Here is a 13,397-nt window from a genome sequence, read left to right as displayed (position 1 = left end):
AGGTCGCAATGGGGTTATGCAAGCAGTTCGAATCAAGGGAGTCGATTCGCTGCGGCGTGATGTTCGGGTCACCCGGCATCTAACACGGCTCAGAAGAGCCGTGCTCGTCGCTCTTTTCACGGGTTTCCTGCCAGTACCCGCCTTGGCGCAAGCCGAACAGGTGGGATTACCGCGCTTTCCCTCCGTCAGCCCGGATGGCTCCGAGCTGGTATTCAGTTGGGGTGGGGATTTATGGCGTGCCTCCATCGACGGGGGCCAGGCAAACCGCCTGACCCGGCATAACCTCGACGATCTACATTCCACATGGAGCCCGGATGGTGAGTGGATCGTCTTCACCTCGATGCGCGATGGTTACATGAACCTATGGCGTATCCACCGTGACGGCAGCCGTCTGACCCAGCTTACCCACGCCGACCAGCACATGCGTCACCCTGCCTATGGACAGGACGACGAAGGGGAAGCGGTCGTCACGTTCTCGACCATGCTCGAGGCTGACGTTCACCGTGACGAACGCCCCTATCGGATATCGCCAGAAGGCGGGCAACATCGTCGATTGCACGATGCGTTCGGTTCCGAGCCGGAGTTGTCGCCGGACGGGCAACGCGTCGCCTTCACCCGGGATGGGGCCTATCACAGCTGGAACCGTCGCCATTATCGGGGCCCCGATGCCATGAATGTCTGGCTCTACGATCGCCGGGCGGAGCGCTTCGAGGCAATCACCGAACGGGACGGTGACGATGGCAGCGCCCAGTGGATCGATTCCGATAGCCTGGCCTTCATGTCGGATCGCCAGGACGGCACCGTCAACCTGTATCGTGTTGACCTGGATGAATCCCCCCGCCAGTTCGAGCGCATTACACATTTCGATGAGCGTGACCTGCAGTCTTTCGATATCTCACGGGATGGCGGCACTGCCGTCTTTCACGTATGGGACACCCTCTATCGGATGGATCTGGACGATCCCGAGGCCACGCCCGAGCCGATCATGCTGCGCGCCGCCGAGGATGGCCGAGACGACTACCAGCTGCACCGAATCGATCGTGACGTCAGCGAAGCCGCCCTGAGCCCCGACGGCAAGACCATGGCCTACATCGCCTATGGTCGGGTCTATGTCAGGCACATGGACGAACACAGCCCGACCCGGCTGGTCACGCCCCGCACCCATGCCCGACATCACGACCTGGCCTGGTCGCCGAATGGATTGAGCCTGTATTTCACCAACGATGCCGATGGCACCCGGACCATTCATGAGGCCCAGGTCAGTCTGACCCGTGAAGAGATTCGCCGCGAGGCGGAACGCCAACCCCCCGCGGAGCGTTCGCAGCCCGCGCCGCCGCCCAGCGGCGGTACCAGCCGCAGCGAGCCCACGGCATTGGTTGCCGAGCCGGGCGAGCCCCATGGCGAGCCACCGATTCCCAGCTTGCAGCATGAAGAGCCGGAGGATCCCTTTGCCCCACCCGGGCCGGGGTTACCGACCAGCCCTCCACCTGAGCCCGAGCCGGACACGCCGATCGACGTGCCCGAGCCATTGCACCAATTGCCCGTGGAACCTGAGCCCGTGGAACCTGAGCTCGTGGACCCCGAGATCGTGCCCGAGGCAGCGCTCGACGCTACCCCGGCGGAGGCATTGCCGGCGAATCGCGACCCGACACGCTGGCACGATGCGGTACGTTTCGAGGTCACCCCGGTATTGGAAAGCGAGCATAACGACCGCGATGTATCGCCCTCGCCCGACGGTAGCGCCCTCGCCTTTCGCCGCGGTCGCGGTGACCTGATGGTGATGGATATCGACAGTGGTGATGTACGCACTCTCGTCGAGGGGTGGGATACCTCGCTGCACTGGCGTTGGTCGCCGGACAGCCGCTATATCGCCTATGCGCAGAACGACCTGAATTTCAGCAGCAATATCTTCGTCGTACCGGCTGATGGCAGTGACGCCCCGGTGAATATCACGCGTCACCCCCGAAACGACCTCAACCCCCGCTGGTCGGCCGATGGTCGTAAGCTGACATTTATCTCCAACCGTTCCGGCGATAGCTATGACCTCTACCGCGTCTACCTGGATCGCGAGCTGCAGACCTATACCGCCCGCGAGCTAAACACCTACTACCGTCGAAGCCGTGAGGCGGCCGCCAAGCGCCAGCCCCTGTCCACGGAGAGGCTGGAACGGGGCACCGTCGAGTCGACCGACGACGAGGCGCCTACACTGGAGCTCGACGACGCCTGGCGTCGGCTGGAACGTGTCACGGCATCGCCCAGCCACCAGTATGCCAACGAGATGACCCCCGGGGGCGATCGCTACGTATTCAATTCCGGCAACGACGGGTTGATGGCCATGAATTGGGACGGCAGCGAGCGCATCCGGCTTGGCCCGAGTGTCAATGTGCAGCAGATCAGCACCACGGGTGAACATGTGGTCTATATCGATAACGGCCGTGTCGGCGTGGTTAGCCTGAGTGGCGGTAAGCCTCGCCATCCGGATATCAGCGACCGCCTGCGCATCGATCTGCGCAAGCAATCGCTGCAGAAGTTTCATGAAGCGGCTCGCCTGATAGGCGAAAATTTCTACCGGCCGGACATGAAAGGCCTCGACTGGCAGGCGCTGGTCGAGGACTATGCATCGCTCATCCGCCGAGCCCGTACCTCGAGCGAGTTCAGTGACATCGCCAATCAGCTGATGGGCGAGTTGGCGGCCTCGCATATCGGAATCAGCAATCCGGGACCCGCGTCGGCATTGCGCGAGCCTTCGGGACGACTCGGCATCGAAAAGACACGCATCATGCTCGAGGATGGTCGTGAGGGCTATCGAGTCACGGAAATCATTCTTGACGGCCCGGTACAACGCAGTCCGATGCCGCTGCAACGAGGCGATATCATTACCGCGATCGACCTGCGCGAATTCGAGCCCCAGGAGACCTTGCTGCAACGTCTGAGCGGGCGCGTCGGTGGAGAAGTGATCGTGACCTTCGAACGCCCCGATAGCTTCGGGCGTCAGCGCGAGTTCCGCACGTTGATCACGCCCACCGACCTGAGTGGCCTGGCACAGTTGAAGTACGATGCGTTCCGCGAGGCCAATCGACAGCAGGTGGAGTCGCTATCCGACGGCCGCCTGGGTTACTTGCATATCCAGGCCATGAACCAGACTTCCCTGGAAGGCTTTCAGGGCGATCTTTATGCCGCTGCACAAGGTAAGGATGGCTTGATCATCGATGTGCGCAACAATGGGGGTGGCAATACGACCGATCGCATACTGACCTCGATCATGGCCGAGGAGCATGCGTACACGGTCCCGGCCGGTGCGGATCCTGAGCGAACGGGGCATTATCCCCAGGATCGCCTCGACGCCCCGCGCTATACGCTACCGGTAAACATGCTGGCCAATGAAAAGAGCTACTCCAATGCGGAGATCCTGGCGCATGCCTTCAAGACCCTGGACCGCGGGACCTTGGTCGGCGAACAGACCTATGGCGGGGTGATATCGACCGATACCCACTACCTGATCGATGGCGCCACGGTGCGGCGTCCGTTTCGAGGCTGGTATCTGCCCGACGGCACGGACATGGAGCATCACGGAGCGATGCCCGACCTATACGTGCCACAGGCGCCCCAGGATGAGGTTGCCAATCGGGATCGGCAACTCGAGCAGGCAGTCGAGGATCTTCTCGCACGGCTCGATTCGAAAGAGTAGGCTAACTTTATTACTGGACGTTACGTTTTTTATGCCAAGGATTGGACATGTTACGTTTTGCGGATTCATCACAACGTCGGGTGACGTTGTTTTATTTTCTTCTATTCATCGGCGTGGGGATGACGGGAGGCCTGCTGGGGCCTGCATTACCCCATTTCGCGGCAATGACCGGCTCCACCATGAGCGAAATTGCCATTCTGTTCACCTTTCGCGCCCTGGGTAATATCGGCGGCGGATTCATCACCGGCATGCTGATGGATCGCTATGCCGGGCATCGTGTACTGATGGGCATGGCACTCATGACGGCCGGGGGCCTGCTGATCGCTCCGTATAGCCCGACCCTGGGGATGCTGGCAGTGATGATGTTCCTGCTGGGCTTCTCAGAGGTGTCGATGAATGCGGGCGGGAACACGCTAATGCTGTGGTCACATCGCCGTTCGGCAGCCCCGTTTGTCAGTGTCCTGCATTTTTTCTTCGGGCTCGGCAATGTGCTGGTCCCGCTGGTCATGCTGGCTGCCATCGTGTTCACTGGGCAGTTCCGCTGGACGTTCTGGGTCGTAGCGTTTTATCTGGTGCTGCTGACCTGGCCGCTATCGCGTCTGCAAAGCCCGAGCATGCCGCAAACCGAGGGGCATCCTGGCGTGCTGCCTACCAAGCGACGCGACAATCTGCTACTCGGCATGTTCATGCTGCTGTTCGCCCTGTATGTGGGAATCGAAGTCACCTTTGCTGGCTGGATCACCGCCTATGGCGTCCTGCAAGACATGCCCCCCGAGGATGCCGGCCTACTGGTTTCGCTGTTCTGGCTGATGCTCTCGTTGGGCCGTCTACTGGCAGTGCCTGCCTTGCGCTGGTGGTCGCCGTGGAAGCTGCTCAACGCCAGTCTCGGCCTGGGCCTGATCACTGCTATAGGCTTGTATGGCATGGTCATGCCGCTGCCGATGGCGGCCGTACTCTTCGGTCTGGCCGCATCGGCGTTCTTCCCCACGCTGTTCAGCCTGGCAAACCTGTCGGTGGCGATGACAGGCCGTTATACCGGCATGGTGTTCATGGCGGCTGGCCTCGGCGCCATGGTGGTGCCGTCAGTGGCTGGCCCACTGCTCGAACTGGCCGGGGCGCAAGCGTTGCCGCTATTGCTGGCCAGTATGCTGCTGTTGCTTGGCGCCGGGCTGTACTGCCTGCGTCTGCGCCTGAGCCACGGGAACCCCCATACGCCACATGAGGGCTACCAGGCCTGATTACATCCGATGCAGGCTCAATCGCTCGCCGGGGATGTGGCATCCCTGGCGAATCGTTGCTCGGGCGGAATCAGAACCAGCCCTTGCGTCGAAACAGCCACACCAGTGCCACACCGATACCCAGCATGATGCCCATGACCATGAAGTAGCCATAGCGCATCTCCAGCTCGGGCATATAGGCGAAGTTCATCCCGTAGATACCGGCGATGAATGTCAGCGGAACGAAAATTGCCGTGATCACCGTCAGCACCCGCATGGTGATATTCAACTGATGCGATGAGATCGAGATGTAGCCATCGATCAAGTCGCCACAGATGTCGTAATACATCTGGGTCAGGCTGTAGAGCCGCTCGAAGCGTTCGTGTACGTCATTGATGGCGTGCAGTGTCTCTGCCTCTTCGCGCGGCAAATGCTCATAGTCGTAAGCGATCAGTTCCTGGGTGATGCCCTGATGATAGTTAAAGATGCGACGCATCTTCACCAGCCGCGAGCGGTAGGCAATGATCCGGCGCATCAGGGCATCGGTGCCTGCGTCCTGTAGCTCGTCCTCGAGATCGCTCAATTGGTTCTCGAATTCGAGCAGGCTGTCCTGATAGAAGCCCGCCGAGGTATACATGATCTTGAGTGCCACGAACTCGGGCGACTTGGCGAGAAGCGTGTTGCCGTCGCCGGCGAATAACCGGTCGATGCTCATGGCCATGCCCGGGTGCAGGGTAATCAGGTAGCGAGTGCCCAGGAACATGGCGACTTGTTGGGGCTCGTAGTTGAGCTCGGCATCGAAGGCCGAGATGCCCCGGTAGATGATTAGCGTATGTGTCTCGAATTCCTCGATTTTAGGCGGATGGCGCTCGCGATGGGCATCGTTGATGGCCATGGGATGACAGTCGAAATACTCCAGCAGTTCGCGCTCATGCTCCTGGGTTTCTCCCTGCAGGTCGATCCAGATATGGCTCTCGGGGTCCTGCTGCCATTGCTCGATGAGTGATGCGTCACCGCTGTGCGTTTTACCGTCTCCCGTCACCAGCAGGGTACGTATCATGGGCGCTCCTTGTCCGTTCGGCCTCCCGGGTGCGTTCCCGGGAGGCATCCACTCGCTTGGGTTCTCGAGTCTAGCGCAGATGACCGCGGTGAATCAGTTCACTCATCCCATTTCGGCGCGAAGTCGGGATTGGCGATGCGCTCACCGGAATCGAGATCGTCGATGCGCGCGATCTCATCGCGGCTGAGTTCCAGGTCCAGCGCAGCGAGGTTGGATTGCTGATGCGACCGCTTGGTCGAGGAGGGAATCACGACGATGTCGCGTGCTGCCACCCAGGCCAGGGCCACCTGAGCCGGATTCACGCCATGGGCATCGGCAATTTCCTGAAGGATGGGTTCCTGCATGACCTTGCCCACGGCCAGTGGCATGTAGCCGGTCACCTGCATGCCCTTGGCCTGACAATGGGCCACCAGTGTGCGGTTGGCCAGGTAGGGATGCACTTCGATCTGGTTGGTGATGATGTGCTCACCCCCCGGTACGCTCAGTGCCTCGTCGATCTGGGCGATAGTGAAGTTCGAGACGCCGATATGCCGGGTCAGGCCCTTCTCGCGCGCCTCATTGAGGGCACCGATGTACTCACGCATCGGGACTTCGTCGTTGGGCGACGGCCAATGGATCAGTGCCAGATCGAGCTGTTCAACGCCCAGCCGCTCGAGACTCTCCTCGAGACTCCGAATCAGGTCATCGCCCTTGAGGCGATCCCACCACACCTTGGTGGTCAGGAAGATATCCTTCCGCGGTATTCCGCTTTCGCGAATCGCCTGGCCCACCTCGGTCTCGTTGCCATACATCTGCGCCGTGTCGATATGCCGATAGCCCAGTTCGAGGGCCGAACCGATCGAGTCGATGACATCCTGCCCCTTGAGGCGGAACGTGCCGAGGCCAATGCGCGGGATGTGCTTTGCCATAGAATCGTTGCTCCTGCATGCGAGTGAAAAGACCTTCAAGGCATGGCACTCCCCGGCGCGAAATTCAAGGGAAGCTCCTCGAATCGGCTTACGGTGCCCATCGCGAAGTTACCTCATTGCGGTGGGGTCGACACCGTCGGAGAGGCCTCTACCCTCATCTCCCGGGGAGGCTTGAGATAGCCGAACATGAAATCCAGCGCGGCAGGCAAGCTCGAGCGCCATACCCGCCATGTATGCCCGCCGCGCAGTACCTGCAGTGCCAACTCCCCTGACTGATGGGGATGAAGCGCTTCGTACAGCCGCTCGGCGTGGGCGACGGCCTTGTGCCGGTCACGATTGCCGGCACTCAGGTAAAGCGGCACCACATGGGACTGGTCGAGATAGCCGTCGAGCCGTGCCGGGTAGTTCAAGGCCCGCCAGAGATCGGCATCGAACTCCCCATCTTCCCCGCTGAAGGCCGGATGTCGCCACGCCGATGACGTACGGGGCGGCAGCGGATGATAGCTCGCCGGGCTCAGCGCGGCAGCGGCAGCGAACAGATCGGGGCGCTCCATGACGAAATTGATCGTGCCGTAGCCGCCGGCCGAGAGCCCGCCGATGCCTCGCCACGCCCGCTCGGCGGCCACGTGCCAGGTCGCTTCGATATGCGGAATCAATTCCTCGAGAAAGGCGGTTCTGGCCCGTTCGTTATGACCGTCGACCCACCAGCTCTGGCTACCCGGCATGACGAAGATCGCCGGAGGGATTCGTCCCGCAGCGATCATGCGATCCACGGTGGGTTTCAAGCGCCCTTTATGGGTCCAGTCATAAGCACTGCCGAAAGACCCATGTAACAGATAGACCACGGGATATTCGAGGTTGGAGATGGCATAGCCATCCGGCAGGTAAAGGGTGTAGGGGTAGGGGCGGCCGAGGACATCGGAGTCGAACGTATGATGGGAGACCTGACCCGCTGCAGCACTTCCGGCATGCAGCAGGACGAAAAATGACAGACAGCTCAGGATGCGACGTAATCCCATGCGCCCCTCCTTGGCGGATCGTCGAAGAATACGCTAATAAAGGGAATTACCCGGTATTCGTGATGTCCGACAGCGAAACGAGTCGATTCGTTCATCCTCTGAGCCGACAGGTGCCGATGAAACCCATCGAGGAAATATACTGGCTGCGTTTTTATGGTTGCCTGGCCGTTTTCAGCTTTCACCTGCTGGATCGGCTCAATCAGCATCACGACAATGTCTATCTGGACCTCTTGCGCATACCCACAGTGGTGGGAACGCCAACGTTCATCTTCATGTCGACGTTCCTGTTCTCGATGCGTTATGCGTCAAGGATTCCTGACGGCTTCCTCTCACGACGCATCGTTTATGTCCTGGTGCCCTATGTCGCCTACGGACTGATCTACTCCGTGGGCAACTCGGTCGGGCGCAAGATGGAGGGGGGAGACAGCCAACTGGTGAACAACCTCGTCGAGTATCTGCTGTTCGCCGGCTGGCACGGCTACTTCCTGCTGATCGCGGTACAGTTCTACTTTCTGTACTGGCTCTTCGTGCGCTTCGAACTCGAGCGTGCCCTGCCTCCAGGGCCATGGCTGATCGTCGGATCGTTGATCAGTGCAGGCTACTGGTGTCTGGGCTACTGGCTGGCATGGGAACCGCCTGGCTATCTTTCCTGGATCGTTCCGCTCGGCTGGATTTACGTCTTCTTCCTGGCGCTGCTGCTGGCCAGGCATTATCCCCGACTGGGCCAGGTGAAGGCTCTGCGCACGCTATCGCATCCGGGGTGGCTGGGGGCCTGTCTGGTGCTGTTGGTCGTGCTGACGCTGCCGGACTGGCTCGAGTACTCGTCGAAGGAGCCCTGGGTCGTCCCGCTATTCGTGATTTATATCCTGGTCATGATGCGTTATCTGCACGGTCGACCGGCAACCCCCTGGGTCAAGAAGGTCAACGAATACTCCTTCGGCATCTATCTTGCCCACCCTTTGTTCTTTTCCCTGGTGGACGTCGCCAATGGCTGGTGGGATCTTGGCCCGCTGCCCTATACGCTTTTGATGATCCTCATCGGCCTCGCCGGCTCGGTAGGCCTCAACATGGCGGCCAACCGCTTTGAACTGGGAGGCCTGTTGTTTGGCAAGCGATTGGTCATCCACTAATGAGGCGCGATGTACCTAATGCGGGATCAGGCCGTCGTCTCGTAGTAGGCCTTGAGGCGGTAGAACTCCTCAACGATGGCATCCATGGCATCGGCGTCATAATCACGCAGGCCGCTGACCACCAGCTTCTTCGAGCCATGACCGATGACATTGCCATTTGAGGTGAGGTCGAACTCCAGGGTGACGTCACCCCGCTTGCCGTTGACCTCGAGCTGCGAATGGGTGAGTTCGAGTCCCGGGTCGGCCGCATCCAGACGCTCCATGGAAAACCCCATGCTGTCATAGATCACCAGCGGACGCTGTGGATTGAACATGACACCCTGCGCTTCCATCAGCGGCTTCAGGTAATGGGGGAAATTACGCCCCGAGAACGCGACGTAGCGACGGGCAAAATTCTCGACGACCTGGGGATCGTGCGTCACCTCGCCTTCACGTTCCACCTCGAGGAAGGTCTTGCCGTTGTCATCGACGACTTGCAGGCTGCCATCGGCATTCTCGACAAAATCGAGCGCCACGTCGGCACTGACCATGCTGAGAAAGCGGAAGCTCATGCGTTGCGACAGGCCAAAGCGGGACAGCATCAACGCAAACAGCAGGTCGCCGGGAACGCAGAAGCGCCGTGCGTCGGGATTGTGGATCGGGTTGTAATCCCCTGCGACCTGCTTGGCGAAGCGACTCGCCTGCTCCGCAGAGATTCGGGTACGCCCCGCTGCACGGGTAAAGAACTCATCGAGATACATGCGATGCCTGCTTGCACATAGGTAGAGACACGTGTGATGCCTTACGCTTGATTCCATTCAAGCGTAGATGATGCCACAGATGGGCCGTCAACGAGGAGCGGAGGTTGTACCATACGAGGGGTAAAGTCCAGCCATACGAGTCTGAAGCGTGGGGCGGCTCGCCTGGGACGAAACGAGAGGACAAGGATTGCAGGGTTCGATGACCACGCTACGCAAGGTCGGGATACGTCTGGGTGGGGGCTTGCTCGCCCTGCTGCTGCTCTACCTGTTGCTGGCCAATGCCCTGCTGCAATCAGGCTTGGCCGAGCGTCGCCTGTCGCAGGCGCTGCCTGGCACTCACCTGGAGTGGTCCGCGGCATGGAGCGCCTTTCCTGGCCACCTGGCGCTGCAGGATCTCACGCTCGATATGTCGGGTGCGCAGCGGCGCCCGCTGCGCCTCGAGGCTCAGGAGATCACGGCCTGGCTCGGGCTGACGGCACTGCTGCGACGCGAATGGCGTCTGGCCAGCGTTGAGGCCAGAGGCATCCGACACTTCTCACTCGGCGATATCCTGCTCGAAGGCAGCGGCCGTCTATCGCTGGACGGGGCTTCGTGGCGCCAAGGCGAGCTGAGCATCTCGGCAGTGGTCCTCGCACTCGACAACGCCACGCTACGCGACGCAGACACGCCGCTGGGTGAGGACCTCAGGCTCGAGGGCCGGCTATCGCTCGATCCGCTGGCGCCCTCTCAGCGGCGGGGAGCTGAAGCACTGCGTTCGGTTTCCGGGAGTCTGGATCTGGCCGGCCAGGGCGATGCCGACGCCCTGCTCGACCGTTTCCTTGCCGATCAGGCCTGGCTCGGCGTCCAGGGACGTGGCGCGTTCGAGGGACGTCTCGAGATCGAGCAGGGTCGTTTGCTTCCCGAGAGCGAATTCAGCCTCACTTCGACAGCGCTTACGGTCACGCTCGACGAGTCCTCGCTGTCGGCCAGCGACCGACGCTACCGACTCAGGGGCCAGGGCGAATTGACGGCCCGCGTCACCCCCATGGCACAAGGGGCTGAGCAAGACGCTCAGACCCGCCTCGAAATCGCCCTGGACAAGCTGGAAATGCACCGAAACGATGGCGTGGCTGCCTTGTTGCAAGGCGAGGAGTTTCGGCTTTCGCTGCGTGCCGAAGCGCCCACGCTGTATCGTGCGCCCGTGGCACTCGATGAGGCCTCCCTGGCGTGGACGGCCATGACCGTCCCCGACATCGCCAGGCTTTCAAGCTATCTGCCCCCCGATCTGCCGCTCTCGCTCCAAGCCGGCCAGGCTCGGCTCCAGGGCGAATTGCATTACCGTGAGGAGCGAGTCGAAGGTCATTTTTCCCTGGATGGCCGCGAGGTCGCACTGCGGGTGGGCGAGAAAGATATCCAGGGGTCGCTGGCCCTTGAGCTGGCCCTCCCCGAGCTGAATCCCCAGGCGCAGCGGATCGATGCCTCAGGAACACGGGTCGACATCCAGGCTGCGCATGTGGGCGACGATGGAGAGCCGTTCACCCTGCAGCTTGCCTTTCCCCAGGCACGCCTGAGCGCACCCTCCCTGTGGCTTCCAGACAGCGCGGAAGCAGAAACGCCCCCCGAACTAGAGGGCCAGTTGCGTCTGGAAGGCCAGGTCTCGCATCTTGGTTTCCTGGATGGCTTTCTGGCAGGCCTGTTCGGAGGGCGCGGACTCGCCCTGGCGGGTGGAGGCCGTGTCGACGCCGACCTGTATCTCGAGGCCGGCCGGCTGCGACCACCGTCTCGCCTGTCGGTCGGTTCCGAGACGATCGAGGCACGCTTCGAGGGCATCCAGGCCACAGGAACGGGCCGTATCGATGCCGAGGTGCTTGGCAACGACCCATCGCCGACACTCAAGGCCGACCTCGACTTCAACGAGGTTACCGTGACGCGCCTGGACGATGCACGCCCGTTGTTGCGTGCCGGCCAGTTGCGCCTCGAGGCGCGCGGAGACGCCCCACAGCTTGGCATGCCACTCGACGAGCCGCGCCTTTCGATCGCCTGGCAGGCGGCTCGCGTGCCGGATGTCGCGGTATTGAACCGCTATCTACCGGCCCAGGCACCGTTCAGGTTTCAGTCTGGAGAAGCGCGAAGCCAAGGCCGCTTGACGCTGGCCGAGCGACGACTCGCCGGGCATATCGGCCTCGATGGGCCGTCGATTGCCGGCGTGCTGTTCGATGAGCGCGTCGAAGGGAGTCTCGAACTCGAACTGCGGGTTCGCGACGCGAGCCTGAATGGCCAGCACATCGATCTATCCGGCAGCCAGCTGACGTTGCACGCCAACGAAGCCGGGGATGACGACCGACTGACGACCCGCCTGGTAGCACGACAGGTGCGTCTCGATGGCGATCTCGGCTGGCGTGAGTCGCCGGATGAGCAAGTACGTCCCTTGGGCGGTCGGTTGCTGTTCGATGCCAGCGTCGAGAATCTCGGCTTTCTAGATACCTTCCTTCCCGATGCGCATGGCATTGCCGTGGCCGGCGGTGGCCGCCTGAGCGCCGACCTGCATCTCGCCCAAGGGCAACTGGCGCCGGGAAGCGACCTGTATGTGAGTTCGGATCGACTCCAGGCGCACTTCCTGCAGTACGAAGCGCAGGGTTCAGGCTCGCTCGATATCGTGATGTCGGACCAGGAGGATGCGCCTCGAGCCACGCTGGCGTTGGCCCTGCCCAGCTTCGGTGTGCGCCGTCGTGACAGTGCTCAGGCGTACCTCGATGGCCACATGCTTCGCCTGCGTACCCAGGCCCAAGACATCGATAGCTTCGATACCCTCGACGGGTTGGAAACGCAACTCACGCTGGAGCGTGTCGAGGCGCCCGATCTGTCGCATTTCAATGCCTTCCTGCCTACCGACTCCGGGCTCGAGCTACTCGGCGGCCGGGCGCGCATGAGCACTCAACTGCGCCTCATCGGCAGGCGCGCCCTAGGCGAGGTCAGCCTTGAGGCCAGCGATGCGAGGATTCGCCTGCAGGATCAGACCGTGAACGGCGATCTATCTTTGGATGCGCGGCTGACAGAAGGCGATCTCGACACGCTGACGTTCAATGTCTCCGGCTCGACACTGCGCCTCGACAATGCCGAGCTCGAGCGCAGCGGTACAGGCGACAGGCACTGGTGGGCGCACCTGACGCTGGAGTCAGGCCAGCTCACCTGGACCCAGCCACTGGCACTGGATGCGACGCTCGACCTGGCCATGCGGGACAGCAGCCTGCTGGTCAATCTATTCGTCGATGCCGCCCGAGAACGCCGCTGGTTACGTGACCGCCTGACGATTCGCGATGTCCAGGGCCGTGCCCGAGTGATCATGGACGATCACAGCGTGGCGCTTCGCGACGCGGTGATTGAAGGTGAAGGGTTGGAATTGCGAGGGAGCCTGCGCTTTCGTGACCGGCAACCTCAGGGGCACCTGTTCGCCCGTTATGGCGCACTTCGCGTGGGTATCGAACTCGATGGTGGCGAGCGCAACTGGCGCTGGTGGCGGTCGCGTCAGTGGTATGAACGCCAGGCCCTGGATACTCCATCGCAGGGAGAGCCACCGGAAGCCCCCGCGCCAACATCAGGCTGGCATGACGCGCTCGAGACCCAGCCACGGGACTGAATGTCGCATCATCTAAAGT

The 13,397-nt window shown here is 61.6% G+C and carries 8 protein-coding genes; 4 read left to right on the top strand and 4 right to left on the bottom strand.

What is annotated here, in order from left to right; genetic code table 11:
- Positions 1-100 precede the first annotated feature (100 nt).
- Positions 101-3,688, top strand: coding sequence for a S41 family peptidase (locus JH15_RS09410; protein WP_231566412.1), 3,588 nt, complete (start codon positions 101-103; stop codon positions 3,686-3,688).
- Between the two features lie 47 nt (positions 3,689-3,735).
- Positions 3,736-4,926: an MFS transporter gene (locus tag JH15_RS09405; RefSeq protein WP_052384013.1), complete on the top strand. Its 1,191-nt coding sequence runs from the start codon at positions 3,736-3,738 to the stop codon at positions 4,924-4,926.
- A gap of 70 nt (positions 4,927-4,996) precedes the next feature.
- Here the strand turns inward: JH15_RS09405 and corA are convergent, their stop codons facing one another.
- The 3 genes from corA to JH15_RS09390 all read right to left on the bottom strand — a co-directional run bounded on the left by corA (position 4,997) and on the right by JH15_RS09390 (position 7,892).
- The gene (gene corA / locus JH15_RS09400; protein WP_043529668.1) at positions 4,997-5,965 is read right to left on the bottom strand and encodes a magnesium/cobalt transporter CorA; all 969 of its coding nucleotides are present in this window, start codon (positions 5,963-5,965) and stop codon (positions 4,997-4,999) included.
- A gap of 98 nt (positions 5,966-6,063) precedes the next feature.
- Positions 6,064-6,873 carry a 2,5-didehydrogluconate reductase DkgB gene (dkgB, locus tag JH15_RS09395; RefSeq protein WP_043529666.1) on the bottom strand — a complete coding sequence of 270 codons (810 nt, stop codon included), beginning with the start codon at positions 6,871-6,873 and terminating at the stop codon, positions 6,064-6,066.
- Between the two features lie 113 nt (positions 6,874-6,986).
- Positions 6,987-7,892, bottom strand: coding sequence for an alpha/beta hydrolase (locus tag JH15_RS09390; RefSeq protein WP_052384012.1), 906 nt, complete (start codon positions 7,890-7,892; stop codon positions 6,987-6,989).
- 62 nt (positions 7,893-7,954) lie between these two features.
- Between JH15_RS09390 and JH15_RS09385 the strand changes: the two genes are divergently transcribed.
- The gene (locus JH15_RS09385) at positions 7,955-9,022 is read left to right on the top strand and encodes an acyltransferase family protein (protein WP_231566411.1); all 1,068 of its coding nucleotides are present in this window, start codon (positions 7,955-7,957) and stop codon (positions 9,020-9,022) included.
- A 26-nt stretch (positions 9,023-9,048) separates the two neighbouring features.
- Here JH15_RS09385 and JH15_RS09380 read toward each other — a convergent pair whose 3' ends face one another.
- Positions 9,049-9,762, bottom strand: coding sequence for a DUF3581 domain-containing protein (locus JH15_RS09380; protein WP_043529661.1), 714 nt, complete (start codon positions 9,760-9,762; stop codon positions 9,049-9,051).
- Between the two features lie 199 nt (positions 9,763-9,961).
- Between JH15_RS09380 and JH15_RS09375 the strand changes: the two genes are divergently transcribed.
- Positions 9,962-13,378 carry a hypothetical protein gene (locus JH15_RS09375; protein ID WP_043529660.1) on the top strand — a complete coding sequence of 1,139 codons (3,417 nt, stop codon included), beginning with the start codon at positions 9,962-9,964 and terminating at the stop codon, positions 13,376-13,378.
- Positions 13,379-13,397 lie beyond the last annotated feature (19 nt).

It is taken from the genome of Litchfieldella xinjiangensis (assembly GCF_000759345.1).
Classification (GTDB): domain Bacteria; phylum Pseudomonadota; class Gammaproteobacteria; order Pseudomonadales; family Halomonadaceae; genus Litchfieldella_A; species Litchfieldella_A xinjiangensis.
The sequence above is the reverse complement of the archived record's forward strand: the minus strand, read 5'-3'. Positions and strand labels throughout refer to the sequence as shown.